Annotated in this window: 11 protein-coding genes; 9 read left to right on the top strand and 2 right to left on the bottom strand. The window is 69.4% G+C overall.

Going from position 1 to position 16,536, the window contains the following annotated elements; translation table 11 throughout:
* Positions 1-32: 32 nt before the first annotated feature.
* On the top strand, positions 33-1,394 hold the full coding sequence (locus P3H15_RS00895; protein WP_083395585.1) for an NAD(P)/FAD-dependent oxidoreductase: 1,362 nt from the start codon (positions 33-35) through the stop codon (positions 1,392-1,394).
* A 24-nt stretch (positions 1,395-1,418) separates the two neighbouring features.
* On the opposite strand, the gene P3H15_RS00890 is transcribed toward P3H15_RS00895, so the two are convergent.
* Positions 1,419-2,945: a PucR family transcriptional regulator gene (locus tag P3H15_RS00890; RefSeq protein WP_276135530.1), complete on the bottom strand. Its 1,527-nt coding sequence runs from the start codon at positions 2,943-2,945 to the stop codon at positions 1,419-1,421.
* A 289-nt stretch (positions 2,946-3,234) separates the two neighbouring features.
* Between P3H15_RS00890 and P3H15_RS00885 the strand changes: the two genes are divergently transcribed.
* Both P3H15_RS00885 and P3H15_RS00880 read left to right on the top strand, forming a co-directional pair.
* Positions 3,235-4,491, top strand: a complete 1,257-nt coding sequence (locus P3H15_RS00885) for an MFS transporter (RefSeq protein ID WP_276135529.1) — start codon at positions 3,235-3,237, stop codon at positions 4,489-4,491.
* A 17-nt stretch (positions 4,492-4,508) separates the two neighbouring features.
* Positions 4,509-6,155 (top strand): amidohydrolase, encoded by a 1,647-nt coding sequence (locus tag P3H15_RS00880; RefSeq protein WP_276135528.1) that lies wholly within the window; start codon positions 4,509-4,511, stop codon positions 6,153-6,155.
* Positions 6,156-6,164: 9 nt separating this feature from the next.
* Here the strand turns inward: P3H15_RS00880 and P3H15_RS00875 are convergent, their stop codons facing one another.
* A complete protein-coding gene (locus tag P3H15_RS00875; protein ID WP_276135527.1) occupies positions 6,165-6,788 on the bottom strand; it encodes a TetR/AcrR family transcriptional regulator in 624 nt (207 codons plus the stop codon).
* A gap of 103 nt (positions 6,789-6,891) precedes the next feature.
* Between P3H15_RS00875 and P3H15_RS00870 the strand changes: the two genes are divergently transcribed.
* The 6 genes from P3H15_RS00870 to P3H15_RS00845 all read left to right on the top strand — a co-directional run bounded on the left by P3H15_RS00870 (position 6,892) and on the right by P3H15_RS00845 (position 16,506).
* A complete protein-coding gene (locus P3H15_RS00870) occupies positions 6,892-8,322 on the top strand; it encodes an APC family permease (protein ID WP_276135526.1) in 1,431 nt (476 codons plus the stop codon).
* The gene (locus P3H15_RS00865; RefSeq protein ID WP_276135525.1) at positions 8,322-9,995 is read left to right on the top strand and encodes an amidohydrolase; all 1,674 of its coding nucleotides are present in this window, start codon (positions 8,322-8,324) and stop codon (positions 9,993-9,995) included. Before P3H15_RS00870 ends, P3H15_RS00865 begins: the two co-directional genes overlap by 1 nt.
* A gap of 200 nt (positions 9,996-10,195) precedes the next feature.
* Positions 10,196-11,626 (top strand): gamma-aminobutyraldehyde dehydrogenase, encoded by a 1,431-nt coding sequence (locus P3H15_RS00860; protein ID WP_276135524.1) that lies wholly within the window; start codon positions 10,196-10,198, stop codon positions 11,624-11,626.
* Between the two features lie 52 nt (positions 11,627-11,678).
* Entirely contained in the window at positions 11,679-13,019 is a 1,341-nt protein-coding gene (gene gabT, locus P3H15_RS00855) for a 4-aminobutyrate--2-oxoglutarate transaminase (protein WP_072937308.1), read from the top strand.
* Between the two features lie 81 nt (positions 13,020-13,100).
* Positions 13,101-15,059 carry a primary-amine oxidase gene (locus tag P3H15_RS00850; protein ID WP_276135523.1) on the top strand — a complete coding sequence of 653 codons (1,959 nt, stop codon included), beginning with the start codon at positions 13,101-13,103 and terminating at the stop codon, positions 15,057-15,059.
* Complete coding sequence (locus tag P3H15_RS00845; protein WP_005259940.1) at positions 15,052-16,506, top strand: NAD-dependent succinate-semialdehyde dehydrogenase; 1,455 nt, start codon at positions 15,052-15,054, stop codon at positions 16,504-16,506. The genes P3H15_RS00850 and P3H15_RS00845 overlap by 8 nt, the downstream gene beginning before the upstream one ends.
* The last annotated feature ends 30 nt before the right edge of the window (positions 16,507-16,536 follow it).

The following is a 16,536-nucleotide window of genomic DNA, read 5'->3' as shown; positions in this document are numbered from 1 at the left end:
CCGATCAGCACTTCAACCAAAGGAGCTCGAAAGTGCCTACTCTCCAACGTGATGTCGCCATCGTCGGCGCAGGCCCGTCCGGCCTGGCCGCAGCGACGGCGCTGCGTAAGGCGGGGTTGTCCGTGGCCGTCCTGGAGGCGCGCGACCGCGTCGGAGGCCGCACCTGGACCGACACCATCGACGGCGCGATGCTGGAGATCGGCGGTCAGTGGGTCTCTCCCGACCAGACGGCGCTGATCTCGCTGCTCGACGAACTCGGCCTGGAGACGTTCGACCGGTACCGCGAGGGCGAATCCGTCTACATCTCGGCCGCGGGCGACCGCACCCGCTACACCGGTGAGTCGTTCCCCGTCGACGAGACCACCCGCAAGGAGATGGACCGCCTGGTCCAGATCCTCGACGACCTCGCCGCGCAGATCGGGGCCGAGGAGCCGTGGGCGCATCCGCTGGCCCGCGAACTGGACACGATCTCGTTCAAGCACTGGCTGATCGAGCAGTCCGACGACGCCGAGGCCCGCGACAACATCGGCCTGTTCATCGCCGGCGGCATGCTGACCAAGCCCGCGCACTCGTTCTCCGCGCTGCAGGCCGTGCTGATGGCCGCGTCCGCCGGATCGTTCTCGCACCTGGTCGACGAGGACTTCATCCTCGACAAGCGGGTCATCGGCGGCATGCAGCAGGTGTCGATCCGGATGGCCGCCGCCCTCGGCGACGACGTCTTCCTGAACGCCCCCGTGCGCACCGTCCGGTGGAGCGAGGACGGCGCAGTCGTGCTGGCGGACGGGGACATTCGCGTGGAGGCCGCACGCGTGATCCTCGCCGTCCCGCCGAACCTGTACTCCCGCATCTCCTACGACCCGCCGCTGCCGCGCCGCCAGCACCAGATGCACCAGCACCAGTCGCTGGGACTCGTCATCAAGGTGCACGCCGTGTACGAGACCCCGTTCTGGCGTGCGGACGGCCTGTCCGGCACCGGATTCGGCGCCTCCGAGGTCGTGCAGGAGGTGTACGACAACACCAACCACGAGGACACCCGCGGCACCCTCGTCGCGTTCGTCTCGGACGAGAAGGCCGACGCGATGTTCGCACTGAGCGAGGAGGAGCGCCGCGCCACCATCCTCGGCTCCCTCGCCCGCTACCTCGGGCCGAAGGCCGCCGAGCCGGTGGTGTACTACGAGTCCGACTGGGGCTCCGAGGAATGGACCCGGGGCGCGTACGCCGCGAGCTTCGACCTCGGCGGCCTGCACCGGTACGGCAAGGACACCCGGACGCCGGTCGGACCGTTCCACTTCTCCTGCTCGGACATCGCCGCCGAGGGCTACCAGCACGTGGACGGCGCCGTCCGGATGGGTCAGCGCACCGCCGCGGACATCGTCGCCCGCCTCGGAAAGTAGTTCCGTCCGATCATCGCCCGGCAGTCACGACTGCCGGGCGATGATCGCGAGCAGCAGTTCGGCGCGCACGCGCGCCACGTCCAGCCGGCAGTCGATCAGCGATTCGATCCGCGCCATGCGGCTGCGCAGGGTGTGCCGGTGCACGCCCATCACCGCCGCCGCCGACTCCCAGTGCCCGTTCGCCTCGAGGAACGCCCGCAGCGACCCCAGCAATTCGGTGCCGTTGCTGCGGTCGTAGTCGTCGATCGGCGAGATCATCGTGTCCGCCAGCGAGTTCAGCACCTCCCGCGTCGAACTGAACGCGAGCAGCGCGCTGCCGGTCAGCGCCGCGAATTCCAGCGGATCCGCCCCCGCCTCGGCGGCCGACGCGGCGAGTTGGGACTGTTCGATGGCCGCCACGAGGCCGGCGATCTCCCGCCGCCCGCTCAGCCCGGCCCGGATCGCCTTCCGCTCCGGGGCGGACAGACTGCGCAGCATCGCCCGCGCGAAATCGACGTCGTCGGTTCCCCGCAGCAGGACGGTGACCCGCGCATCGTGCCTGCGTGAGAACAGTTGCCGTCCGGCCTTGTTCATGGCCACCGCGACTGCCGACTCGGCCCGTTCCGCGAGCGCGGGCGTCTCGGCCACGACTGTGAGTCCGCGGACCATGCCGTCCGCGTCCGCGGCGTGCCGGATCTGCGACCACGCGGGCGCGAGGTCGCGGTCCTCGGTGAGCAGCAGGCCGAGGGCGTGCGAATTGAGCCGGTTCTGTGCCGTCCTGAGCCGCACCGGCTTCTCGAAATCCAACGCGAGCAACGAGTTCGCGTGACCGAGCAGGATCTGGTCCACGTGGCTGAGCGCGGTGGGACTGATCACGGCGAGGTGGCCGTGCGGGGTGCTGCCGACGCTGATCTGCTGCACCGTGATCGAGGCGCCCGAGCGCGCGAGCGACACGCTGCTCGACGCCCCGCCGGTGCCCGCCTCCAGCACGTCCTTCAGTTCCCCGAGCACGTCCTCCGCCGGCTGCGCCGGATGCGCCTCCAGCACCCGGCCGGACAGGTCGAGGAGCAGGACGGTGGACGACGTGGCGACGGCGAGTTCGCGGACGGTGGCGCCGGTGCCGCCCTGGATGACGGCACGGGTCATCCGCGGTTGTGCCCGGGACGCGCGCAGCACCGCCTCGTACTCCTGCTCGGCCAGACGGTTCATGACCCTCTTGACCACGGCCGCGAACGGCGTGGGCAGCGGTATCTCGAGCAGCGGCAGTCCGATCTCGTCGGCGACGACCACCAGGTCCTCGGGCACCTCGGGATGGGACAGTCCGGTGCCGAACCCGACCGCCGCCACGCCGGCCTCGCCGAGTCCGCGCAGGTACCGCGCCCGGTCGGCGGCCGTCAGCGGAAGCCGGATACCGGTGGTGAGGAGCAATTCGCCGCCGGAGAGCCAGCGGACGGGGTCCTGCAATTCGGTGGCGTGGGCGAACGTGATCTCGTTGCCGAGACCGGCGGCGCCACCCTTCAGTTCGAGAGCCAGGTCCGGCTGGGACAACATCCAGCGAACGGGAACGGTCATGTCGGCTCCTGCGCAGTGTGCGGTCGGGTCCGTGTCACCCTGACCGGTCGGAATGGGGATAGCGCTGGACAAGTTGGCCAGCTGAGCATGGACGACTACTCCATTGTGTCAGACGCCGACCTCGAACAACGCCGAAACGCAACATTAACGAATCAAGTTCGTTTGCCCCCTTGCGCGCGGGACGCACCCTCCGCATACTTAACGAATCCAATTCGCTAAGTGACCCACGTCTCACGCGGGCCGCCACCCGAGACCCGGAGTTGTCGTTGTCCCACCCCAGGAATCCCACGTGACCGCCGCAGTCCGCGTCCCCCTGACCCTCGGCCGCGGTATCGCCACCTTCAGCGTCTTCGTCGTCGGCTACATCACGGCCAATCTCATCCCGCTCATGATCATCGCGATGGTCGACGACCTCGGCGTCACCCAGACCGTCGCCGGCGCCGTCCTCACCGGTTCACTGCTGGCCACCGCGCTCGTCTGCCTCGCGGCCACCCGGTGGGCGGCCGGCCGCTCACGCCACCTGCTCGGCCGCGTCAGCCTCGTCGTGATGGCCGCCGGTTTCGGCGTCGCCGCCCTCGTCCACTCCGCGCCCATCGCGTGCGCCGCCATCATCGTCGGCGGGATCGGCGCCGGCGGCGCGGTCGCGGTCGGCGGGGCCGCCCTGGCCGCGCTGAACAATCCGAACCGGGTGTCCGGGATCAACGGGCTCGTCAACCGCACCGCGGTCACCGGAGTTCTCGCGCTGATCCCGATCCTCGGCCTGCACATGACCAATGCGTTCGGGATCGTCGCGGTGCTGGCGCTGGCGACGGTGTTCACGATCACCTGGCTGCCGTCCGCCCCCGCCCCCGCCCCCGCCATCGACAAGGACGAGGACGAGCCGAGCGCGGCGCACACCCGAACCCCGTTGCCCGAGGGGGTCACCGAGAAGAAGCTCGCCGTCGCCGGCTTCTCCCTCCTCGTGCTCTTCGCGATCTGGGCCATCGGCGAGGACTCGCTGTGGGCGGTGTCCGGCATCATGGGCGCCGAACACGCCTCCCTGACCGAACAGCAGATGGGTCTGGCGCTCAGCCTGTCCACCGCGGGCGGCATCGCCGCCGCCCTCGTCCTCACCGCGCTCGGTTCGCGCCTCGGCCGCACCGTCCCCACCGCCGTCCTCCTCGGACTCGGCGCCGCCCTGAAACTGGGCTCGTGCCTGGCCACCGATTCGACGACGTATCTGGTGCTCATCATCGCCTGGAACACGGTGTACGCCGCGGCCTTCATCTACGTGGTGGCCATCGCGGCCGCGCTGGACTCGTCCGGCCGCTGGTCCGCCCCACTCCTCGGCACATACCTGGTGGGGTCGGCGTTCGCCCCGCTCTTCGGCACGCTCGTGACCGGCGCCGTCGGGTACGTCGCGTTCGGCTTCGTCCTGGCGGGCATCAGCCTCGCCCTGCTCGTGCCGATCGTCTGGATCGCCCGCCTGTCGACGCGCACCGAGCGGGCCTCCGCGTTACCCGGACAGGATCCCGCTGCCCGGCACACCACCTCGGTCGTCGTCTGACGGAAAGAGAGAACACCATGAACACGGACACGACCCACTACCGCGGCGGCCGGATCTTCACCGCAGCCGAACCTGCCTGGGCCGAGTCGATGATCGTCCGGGGTGACCGCCTCACGTACGTCGGCGATACCGCGACCGCCGACACGCTGTCCGGCGACGCCCGCGTCGTCGACCTCGGCGGGGCATTCGTCCTACCCGGCTTCATCGACGCCCACACCCACCTGCTGATGATGGGACAGGCCCTGCAGAAGGTGGACCTGCAGAGCGCCGCCGACCTGACCGACATCCAGGACCGCATCCGCCGGTTCGCCGCCGAGAACCCGGACGCACCCCGGCTCCTCGGCCGCAGCTGGCTGTTCTCCGCACTCGACGGGCACCCGCCGACGCGCCAGATGATCGACGCGGCCGAAGCCGACCGACCCGTCTACCTCGATTCCAACGACGTGCACTCGGCGTGGGTGAACACCGCCGCGCTGCGCGAACTCGGCATCGACGCGGACACCCCCGACCCGATCGGCGGCCGGATCGAGCGCGATCCCGTCACCGGCGAGGCCACCGGCATGCTGTTCGAGACGGCGGTGACCCAGATCGTGTGGCCCGCCCTCGCGAAGGTGATCAGCAACGACGAACGGGACGCCGCCCTCGCGGCCGCCTTCGAGCAGTATCTCGCCGACGGCGTCACCGGTGCGGTCGACATGGCGCTCGGCGCGGACGAGGTCGCGGCGCTCGAACGCGCACTGGCCGCGGGCGGCGGCACGCTGCCGCTGCGGGTGGCCGGGCACTGGCTGATCGAACGAACCGATTCGGAAGAGGACAACGTCCGCCAGGTGCACGAGGCGGCGGAGTACCAGCGGCGCCTGCAGGGCCCCTGGCTGCGGATGGCCGGGATCAAGGTCATCATCGACGGTGTCATCGACAGCTGCACTGCCGCCATGAAGGAGCCGTACTCGGACGGCACGAACGCCGAACCGATCTGGGACCTCGCCTCGCTGGCACCGGTCGTCGCTGCGGCCGACGCCGCCGGACTCCAGGTGGCGATGCACGCCATCGGTGACGAGGCGTCGGAGATCGCGCTCGACGCGCTCGAACAGGCGGTCGCCGCCAACGGGATTCGCCCGCGCCGGCACCGGATGGAGCACCTGGAGACGATCACGGAGGACAACGTGCAGCGGCTCGCCCGGCTCGGCGTCGTCGCCTCGATGCAGCCGGTGCACGCCGACCCGGCGATCCAGGAGAACTGGCGGGCGATGCTGGGCGACCATCGGGTCGAGCGGGCGTTTCCGTGGCCCGAGATGACGGCGGCGGGCGCCGTCCTCGCGCTGGGCTCCGACGCTCCCACCGCACCGCATCCCCCGCTGCCCAACATGTACATCGCGACGACCCGCAAGTCCGCGATCGATCCGGCGCTCGCGCCCAACCTGCCCGAGTTCGCGCTGCCGATGGCGGATGCGCTCGCGCACGCCACCCGCGACGCCGCCTACTCGTGCCGCTGGGACGACCTCACCGGTCAGCTCGTCGAGGGCAAGGCCGCCGATTTCGTGGTCCTGGACGGGGATCCGTTCACCGCGGGCGCCGATTCCCTGCTCACTGCACGGGTGCAGCTGACCGTGGTGGCCGGTTCGGTGCGCCACGCAGCGGAGGTGGCAGGCAGCCTCCCGGCGTAGCCGTTCCGGTCAGTCCCGTTCGGCTGCGGCGTCTTTCGTGACGCCGCAGCCGATCTGTGCACAGAATCCCAGCATGGCCGCGCGCGCGGCGTCGACGGTGATGAGGCTGTTTCCCCCGACGATGTGCAGACCGTACGCGTCCTCGAGGGCCACCAGGTTCATGGCTGCCTGGTCGACGTCGCCGCGCACGGCGAACTCCCCCGACGCGTTCCCGTCGCCGAGGATGGCGCGGTACGTCGCGAGTTGCCGCAGATACATCTTCCGGACCAGTTCGTCGTGCAGCGCCGAAGTGCCCGACATGAAGTCGAATTCGTAGAGCAGCCGCATCAGGGTGTCGTCGGGCCCGCTCGGCAGCCCCGCGTCGATGGCCGTCCTCAGCTTGGCGGCGTACGACGCCTGGGCGGCCACCGCCTCGTCGCGCCGATCGCAGTAGCGCTCGGTGCCCGCCCGGTGCGCCTCGACGAGAAGCGCATCCAGGTCGTCGAAATAGTAGAGCAGCGCACCGCGCGTCAGGCCCGCCCGCTTCGCCACGTCGGTCAGGGACAGGGACCGCAGTCCGTGTGCAGATCCCGCCTGCAGCGCGGCCTCGACGAGTTCGGAACGCCGCTGCTTCTGAGTGTTCGGTCGCGCCATGGCGTTGACAGTAGCCGACGTGATCTGTGACACTCGGCCCAGTTGTTTGACGGATGTGTCAAAAAACTATTTCACCCCCTCACCCTCCCCGAACGGACAGCTCATGGACCAGACCGCCCGGCCGCCCACCGCCACTCCCCCCGCCGCCGCGGGCGCCTACGAGGCCTCGCTCTCGCGGAGCATCGGCGTCGGCGGGAACATTCTGATCACCCTGTCGTCGATCTCACCGGCGTCGAGCGTCTTCATCCTCGGCGGCTCGGCCCTCGCCCTGTTCGGCACCGGCGTCTTCTGGGCGTTCCTCATCGCCGGCGTCGTCAGCATCCTCATCGCCTTCTGCTACGCCGAACTCGCCTCCGCGTATCCCGTTGCCGGCGGCGACTATTCGCTGGTGTCTCGGGCACTCGGACCAGCCTTCGGCGTCGCCACGTTCTTCATCAGCCTCATCTCCCTGCCGCTGATCATCGCGGTCTTCGCCCTCGGCGTCGCCGACTATCTGGGCGTCGCGATCCACGGACTGTCGCCGCAGCAGACCGCGCTGGTCGTGGTCGTGATCACCACCGTGACCGCGTGTTTCGACATCCGCACGAACGCATGGCTCACCGGGGTCTTCCTGGGCGTCGAGATGGCGGCGCTCGCCCTGCTCACCGTCCTCGGTTTCGTCCACATGGAACGGCCGCTGTCGAGCCTGCTCAGCCCGGAGGTCCTCGACCCGGCCACCGGCCAGCTCGCACCACTCGCGATCTCCGGACTGATGCTCGCCGTCACCCAGGGAATCTTCGCGTACAACGGGTACGGCGGCGCCGTGTACTTCGCCGAGGAGACCAAGAACGCCGCCCGCTCGATCGCGAAGGCCGTGATCTGGAGCGCGATCATCACCGTCGCCACCGAACTCGTCCCGCTGATCGCCATCATGGTCGGCGCCCGCTCACAAACCGAACTCTTCGGTTCCAGCCTTCCCGTCGAGGCATTCCTCACCGAACGCGCCGGTCACGCCGTCGCCATGGTGGTCATGCTCTCGATCGCCCTCGCCGTGATCAATGCGATCATCGCGATCACGCTGCAGGCGGGCAGACTCCTCTACGCCGCCGCTCGCGATCGCGCCCTCCCCGAGACCGTCGCGGCGCCGCTGCAGGCCGTCAGCACCAAGGGCCGCGTTCCCGTGCTCGCCACCGTCGTGATGGGCGCGATCGCGTTCGCCGCGTGCTTCGTCCCGCTGGACGTCCTGCTCACCGCCACCGGGTCGACCCTGACGTTCACCTACCTGTTCATCGCGCTGGCCGCGATCCATCACCGCCGCGGCGGGACCGCCCGAGCCGGCTACCGCATGCCGTTGTGGCCGCTGGCCCCGGGAATCTGCATCGCGGCACTCGGTCTCGTCTTCGTCGTCACCCTGCTCGACCCGGAGCAGTGGCTCAGCCTCGGCATCTCCCTCGGGCTCGTCGCCGCCGGCTTCGTCTACTTCGCCCTGTACCTGCGACCGCGCAAGAACACCCACCTGCTGCTGCTCGACGCCGCCCCCGAGGAGACCTGCTGATGCTCGACCTGCTGCTGAACAACGGCGTCGTCCGCACGTTCAACGCTCCCTGCCGGGCCGAGGCCGTCGGCATCGCCGACGGCCGGATCCGATACGTCGGGACCACCGAGGACGCCCCTCCCGCCCGGCGGACCATCGACCTGCGCGGCCGGCTGGTCACCCCCGGCATCATCGACAGCCACAACCATCTGCTCCTCGGATTCGACCCCGACGCCGTGAGCCTCGAAGGCGCACACGACCTCACGGAGGTCCGGCGGCGGATCGGCGCGCACGCGGCCGCCCGCCCCGACCTCGACTGGATCTGCGCCGAGAACGCCGTCTACTCCGTGGTGACCGGGCGCAGGCCGAACGCCGACGACCTCCGCGGCCTCACCGACCGCCCGGTCTTCATCACCACCTACGACCAGCATTCGGTGTGGCTGAACGAGGCCGCGCTGCGGAAGCTCGGCATCGACCGCGGCACGCAGATCCCCTGGGGGCGTCCGGAATTCGACGGCCACGGCGCACCGACAGGCTGGGTCACGGACTTCTACACCAGCGCGATGACGCGGGCGGGCCTGGCCGGGCTGCAACGCGACATCCCGATGTACTCCCCCGACCGCCGGTACCGGCGCGTCACGTCCAGTCTGGAGATGGCGACCGCGAGCGGTATCACCACCGTCGTCGAACCGCAGGTCCCGCTGGCCGAACTCGATCTGATGTACCGGGCGCGCTCCGAGGGGCGGATGCACTCGCGGGTGATCACCGCCCTGTTCCACCCCGTCGGGGCCGACGCGGCGTTCCGCCGGGACCTGCGGGAGGCCGTCGACGGCGCGCCGGTCGACGACATGCTCCGGCTCGGGCCGGTCAAGCTGTACGCCGACGACGTGATCGAGCCGCACACCGCCGCCATGCTCGCCGACTACGCGAACCGGCCGGGACACCGCGGCGTGCCGAGTCTGCCGCCGCAGGAGTTCACCGCGATGCTCACCGAACTCGACCGCCTCGGTTTCCAGACGCACACCCACGCGACGGGCGATTGGGGCATCCGGCTGGCGCTCGACTCGATCGAGCACGCCGCCCGGGCGAACGGCACCACCGACCGGCGGCACGGCATCGTCCACGTCGAATGCCTGCATCCCGAGGACCTTCCCCGGTTCCGGGAACTCGGCGTCGTCGCGGCGATGCAGCCGCGGCACTGCTCGCCCGACCTCGTCGCGGGAACGTGGATGGAGAACGTCGGCGAGGACCGGTGGGACCGGGCGTGGCGATTCCGCTCGCTCGCCGAGTCGGGGGCGCCGCTGGCGTTCTCCAGCGACTGGCAGGTCGGGGAGATGGATCCGCTCGTCGGCCTCTACTCGGCTCTCACCCGCTCGGGTCTGGACGGCCGCACCGGCTGGACCCCGCACGAATGCATGGACCTGGATTCGGCGTTGCGGGCGTACACCCGCGGCGGTGCGTGGGCCTGGCACGCCGAGGACGACCTCGGCGTGATTCGTCCCGGTGCCCACGCCGACCTGGTCGTCTGGTCGGCGGACCTGTACGCGCTCGAACCGGGAGAACTGCTGGACCAGCGGGCCGATCTCACTCTGGTCGGCGGCGAGGTCGTGCACGACGCCGCCGTCGCGAGCGTCCCCGCGGACGTGCCGTTCGCCGGTTCCGGTGCGGCCGGGCACACCTGCTCGCACGGGTGACGTCCGGATTGGACAACTTGGCGCGCCGGGGGACGCGTCTTTCACCATTTTGTCAGCTGCCTCTGGCTTGTGAGACAGCGCACACTTGTTTTCAGATGTTCTGCAACTCCGGCCCCGGTCGGACCGTTCCACCGCCGGTCCGCCCCGACCCACGAGTTTCGACCCACGAGTTTTCGACCCCACGAGAGGAACCGGTACGAATGTCGATCGACGTACTCGAGAACTACATCAACGGTGAGTTCGTCGCCTCATCCGCGACGGAAACGCTGGACTTGATCAACCCTGTAGACGAGAGCGTCGTCGGGCGGGCGCCCGTCTCCACCAAGGCCGACGTCGACGCGGCCGTCGAGGCCGCCGAGCGGGCCTTCGTCTCGTGGGGCAAGACCACTCCGAGCGTGCGGCAGAGCGCGTTGCTGAAGCTCGCCGACGCGATCGAGGCGCACAGCGACGAACTCGTCGAGGCCGAGTGCCGCAACACCGGACAGCCGAAGCAGGTCATCGCCGACGAAGAGATCAAGGTGGGCGCCGACCAGCTCCGCTTCTTCGCGGGCGCCGCCCGCATGCTCGAAGGCAAGGCCGCCGGCGAGTACATGGACGGCTTCACCTCCTACGTGCGCCGTGAGCCGATCGGCGTCGTCGGTCAGGTCACCCCGTGGAACTACCCGTTCATGATGGCCCTGTGGAAGATCGGTCCCGCGCTCGCGGCAGGCAACACGATCGTGCTCAAGCCCAGCGACACCACCCCGAACAGCACCTTGGTGCTGGCCCGGCTGACCAAGGGGATCCTCCCGGACGGCGTCTTCAACGTCGTCCTCGGCAACGGCGAGACCGGCGCCACCCTCGTGGAGAACCCTGCCCTCGGCCTGGTGTCGATCACCGGCTCCGTGCGGGCGGGCATCGCCGTCGCCGTCTCCGCCGCACGCCAGCTCAAGCGGGCCCACCTCGAACTCGGCGGCAAGGCGCCCGCGATCGTCTTCGGCGACGTCGACATCGAGAAGACCGCGAGCGGCATCGCCGAGGCCGCCTTCTTCAACGGCGGCCAGGACTGCACCGCCGCCACCCGCGTCCTCGTCCACGAGTCCATCCACGACCAGCTCGTCGACGCCCTCGTCCGCAAGGCCGAGACCCTCGAGCCCGGCCTGCCGGACGACCCGGACACGTTCTACGGCCCGCTCAACAACGTCAACCACTTCGACGCGGTCAGTTCCAAGATCGCCGCGCTCCCCACCTCCGCCAAGATCGTCACCGGCGGAAAGCGTTCCGGCGAGCGGGGATTCTTCTTCGAACCCACCGTGATCACCGGCGTCGACCAGCGCGACGACATCGTGCAGGAGGAGACGTTCGGTCCCGTCCTCACCGTGCAGAGCTTCTCCGACGAGAAGGAGGCCGTCACCCTCGCCAACGACGTCCGGTACGGCCTGGCGTCGAGCGTGTGGACCAACGATCACGGCGTCACGCAACGGCTCTCGGCCGCACTCGATTTCGGTGCCGTCTGGATCAACTGCCACATCCCGCTGGTCGCCGAGATGCCGCACGGCGGCTTCAAGTACTCCGGATACGGCAAGGACCTCTCCGGCTACGGCGTCGAGGACTACACCCGCATCAAGCACGTCATGAGTTCCAACGACTGACGTCGCTCCCACCCATCCCATCCACGTCACCACCCTTGAGGACTGCACCATCATGAACGACATCCAGTACCGGCTGCCGCAGAAGCGCGCCCTGGTCACCGAGCTCCCCGGCCCGAAGTCGGCGGCCCTCACCGCACGCCGCCGCGCCACCGTGGCCGCGGGCGTCGGCTCCAGCGTCCCCGTGTACGCGGCGGATGCCGACGGTGGTGTGGTCGTCGACGTCGACGGCAACTCGCTGATCGACCTCGGCTCGGGCATCGCCGTCACCAGCGTGGGCGCGTCCGATCCGGCCGTCGCCGAGGCGGTCCGCGAGCAGGTCGGGCACTTCACCCACACCTGTTTCATGGTCACCCCGTACGAGGGCTACGTCCGCGTGGCGGAGGAACTCGCCGCCCTCACCCCCGGCGACCACGAGAAGCGCACCGTCCTGTTCAACTCGGGCGCCGAGGCGGTGGAGAACGCCATCAAGGTTGCTCGCCTCGCCACCGGGCGCGACGCCGTCGTCGCATTCGACCACGCCTACCACGGTCGCACGAACCTGACGATGGCCCTCACCGCCAAGTCGATGCCCTACAAGGCCCACTTCGGCCCGTTCGCGCCCGAGGTGTACCGGCTCCCGATGTCCTACCCGTACCGGGACCAGGACGGACTGACCGGCGAGCAGGCTGCTCAGCGCGCCATCAGCCAGATGGAGAAGCAGATCGGCGCCGATTCGCTCGCGGCGATCATCATCGAGCCGATCCAGGGCGAGGGCGGATTCATCGTTCCCGCCGAGGGATTCCTCCCCACCCTGGTGAACTGGGCCCGCGCCAACGGCGTCGTGTTCATCGCCGACGAGGTGCAGACCGGATTCTCCCGCACCGGCGCCTGGTTCGCGTGCGAGCACGAGGAGATCGTCCCGGACATCATCACGATGGCCAAGGGCATGGCCGGCGGCATGCCGCTGTCCGCGATCACGGGCCGCGCCGAACTGCTCGACAAGGTGCACCCCGGCGGACTGGGTGGCACGTACGGCGGCAACCCCGTCGCGTGTGCCGCCGCGCTCGCCGCGATCGACAGCATGCGGAAGTTCGACCTGCCCGCCCGCGCGCAGCACATCGGCGACCTGGCCCTGCCGCGGCTGCAGGCCCTCGCCGCCGAGGTCGGGGTCATCGGTGAGGTGCGTGGACGCGGCGCGATGCTCGCGATGGAGTTCGTCAAGCCCGGCACGACCGAGCCGGATGCGGAACTGACGAAGGCCATTGCCGCCCGTGCGCTCGAACAAGGTGTCATTCTGCTGACATGCGGTACGTACGGAAACGTCATCCGGCTGCTTCCGCCGCTGGTGATCGGCGACGACCTGCTCGACGACGCCCTGACCGTGATCGAGCAGATCGTGCGCTCGCTCGTCTGACCCGTGCGCCTTCTCGGTAGCCACCACTACCGAAAAGGCGCACGAGCACGAACCGCCCACCCATCGACCAGAGGAGACATCATGACCCGGACGACCACCGGCACGTTCCATCCTCTGGACCCGTTGGGGGCGGACGAATTCGCGAAGGCCGCGGCCGTCCTCGCCCGGGAACACGGGGTCGGGGACGGCTGGCGGTTCGCGTCGATCGAACTCGCCGAGCCGGACAAGGCCGCGGTGTCGGCGTTCGACGCGTCGGGCACCGTCCCGGACCGCAGGGCGATCGTCGTGTGCTTCGACCGCGGCAGCGGAGACACCTACAAGGCGCTCGTCTCGCTGACCGGAGACAACGTGGTTTCCTGGCAGCACATCCCGGACGTCCAGGCGAATTTCACGGTCGACGAATGGGAAGAGGCGGACGCCTTCCTCCGCGGGCACCCCGACGTGATCGCGGCGCTCGCGAAGCGCGGGGTCACGGACATGAGCCTGGTGTTCATGGACGTGTGGACGTACGGCGACGTGGTGACCCCGGAGAAGTACAAGGGCCGCCGGCTCGGCTGGTCGGACACCTGGGTGCGGGCGTCCGAGGGCACCAACCCGTATGCGGGGCCGGTCAACGGTTTCCACTGCGTGATCGACGTCAACAAGATGGAACTGCTCGAGATCGAGGACACGTTCAGCGTCGAACGTCCCGAGGTCATGGGCGAGTACGTGCCCCGGCACATTCCGGAACGGATCCGGAACGCGAGCACACGCCCGCCGTTGAAGCCGTTGGACATCGTCCAGCCGGAGGGACCGTCGTTCACACTCGAGGGCAACAAACTCGAATGGCAGAACTGGTCGCTGCGGGTGGGGTTCAACTACCGCGAGGGCATGACCCTGCACGCGGTGACGTACAACGACAACGGCCGGGTGCGTTCGATCGCGAACCGGATGTCGTTCGCGGAGATGGCGGTGCCGTACCGCGACACCAGCACCGACCACTACCGCCGCACCGCCTTCGACATCGGCGAGTGGGGCATCGGGTTCATGACCACCTCACTCACCCTGGGCTGCGACTGCCTCGGCGAGATCCGGTACCTCGACGCCGTCCTCCACGACAGCCACGGTGTGCCGTTCACGATCGAGAACGCGATCTGTATCCACGAGGAGGACAACGCCGTCCTCTGGAAGCACGTCGACCACGACGGTGCCGAGGTGCGCCGCATGCGGCGTCTGACGGTGTCGACGCACGTGACGGTCGCGAATTACGAGTACCTCGTCTACTGGCGGTTCTACCAGGACGGCAACATCGAGTGTGAGGTCCGTGCCACCGGGATCATGGTGGTCAGCCACTTCCCCGAAGGCGGTGAGCACCCGAGCGGCACCCTGGTCGACACCCGCACGTACGCGCCGTTCCACCAGCACTTCCTGGTCGCGCGGCTCGATCTCGACATCGACGGCACCGAGAACACGGTGTACGCGACCGAGACCGAGATCGTGCCGATGGGCCCGGACAATCCCCTCGGGCTCGCGCTGCGTCAGAAGAACACCCCGCTGCGCACCGAACTCGAGGGCAGGCAGGACTTCGACTGGCAGAGCCAGCGCGCGTGGAAGGTCGTCAACGACAACACGACCACCGGACTCGGCACCGCCCCCGCCTACAAACTCGTTCCCGGCGGCGCGATCCCGTCGATGTTCGACCCGGCGTCACCGATCTTCCAGCGCACCGGCGCGATCGGCCACACCGTCTGGGTGACGCCCAACTCCCCCGACGAACGCTGGCCCGCCGGCGAATTCGTGAACCAGAGCAAGGTCGATCACGGGCTTCCCGCCTGGACCGCGGCCGACCGCCCGATCGAGAACACCGACGTGGTGCTCTGGTACACGTTCGGGATCCACCACATTCCGCGGCCGGAGGACTGGCCGATCATGCCTGCGGACACCGTGTCCTTCTGGCTGAAGCCGGCCGGATTCTTCGACCGCAACCCCGCCCTCGACGTCGCCCCCACCCCGGAGGCGTGCGATCACCACCATCCCCACCACGAGGACTCCGATGACTGATTTCGAACGGCTCCGCGCCACCCTGCCCACCGGTCTGTGGATCGACGGCGCCCAGACCGACCCGATCGACGGCGGCACCTTCCCGGTGTACGACCCGGCCACGGGAACCCTGATCGCCGACGTCGCGGATGCGGGTGGCAAGGACGCGATGCGCGCACTGGACTCCGCTGCGGCGGTCCAGGAGGAATGGGCGGCGACCGCGCCGCGGCAGCGGTCGATCATCCTGCGGTCGGCGTGGGAGAAGGTCATCGAGCGCACCGACGACCTCGCGCTGCTCATGACGATGGAGATGGGCAAGGCACTGCCGGAGAGCCGCGGCGAGGTGAACTACGGCGCCGAGTTCCTGCGCTGGTTCAGCGAGGAAGCCGTCCGCATCCAGGGCCGCTACACCACGTCGCCGTCGGGCAGCGGACGGATCATGGTCACCAAGGTGCCCGTCGGACCCACCCTGGCCGTCACCCCGTGGAACTTCCCGCTCGCGATGGGCACCCGCAAGATCGGCCCCGCGCTCGCCGCAGGCTGCACGATCATCGTCAAGCCCGCCGAGGACACCCCGCTCACCATGCTGCTGCTCGCCGAGATCTTCGCCGAGGCAGGGCTGCCCGCCGGTGTGCTGTCGGTGCTGCCCGCGTCGAACGCCGCCGCCGTCACCGAACCGCTGCTCGCCGACCCGCGGCTGCGGAAGGTGACGTTCACCGGGTCCACCCGCGTCGGCAAGATCCTGATCGAGCAGTCCGCCCAGCAGGTTCTGCGCACGTCGATGGAACTCGGCGGCAACGCGCCGTTCGTGGTGTTCGACGACGCCGACATCGACGCCGCGGTCGAGGGCGCGATGGCCGCGAAGATGCGCAACGGCGGCGAGGCGTGCACCGCCGCCAACCGCCTGATCGTCGCGAACTCGGTGCGCGAGGAATTCACCACCAAGCTCACCGACCGGATCGCCGCGCTCACCGTCGGACCGGGCAGCGAGGACGGCACCAACGTCGGTCCCCTCGTCAACGAGAAGCAGCGCCGCAACGTGGCGTCCCTCGTCGACGACGCCGTCGCCGCGGGCGCCCGGGTCCGCACCGGCGGCAAGTCCGTCGACGGTCCCGGCTACTTCTTCCAGCCCACCGTCCTCGACGAGGTGCCCGCGAACGCGCGCATCGTCCGCGAGGAGATCTTCGGACCCGTCGCCGCGATCACCGGATTCGACACCGAGGCCGAGGGCGTCGCCGCCGCGAACGACACCGAATACGGTCTCGCCGCATACATCTACACGCAGAACGTCGACCGCGCGTTCCGCGTCGCCGACAAGCTCGAGAGCGGCATGGTCGGCGTCAACCGCGGAGTGATCTCCGACGTCGCCGCGCCGTTCGGTGGAGTCAAGCAGTCCGGACTCGGCAGCGAAGGCGGCACCGAAGGCATCGAGGAGTACCTCGAGACCAAGTACGTCGGCTTCGCGTAAACCACCCGCCCCCGAGACAGATCGGAACCG

It is taken from the genome of Rhodococcus sp. T2V, assembly GCF_029269925.1.
Taxonomy (GTDB): domain Bacteria; phylum Actinomycetota; class Actinomycetes; order Mycobacteriales; family Mycobacteriaceae; genus Rhodococcus_F; species Rhodococcus_F koreensis.
The sequence above is the reverse complement of the archived record's forward strand: the minus strand, read 5'-3'. Positions and strand labels throughout refer to the sequence as shown.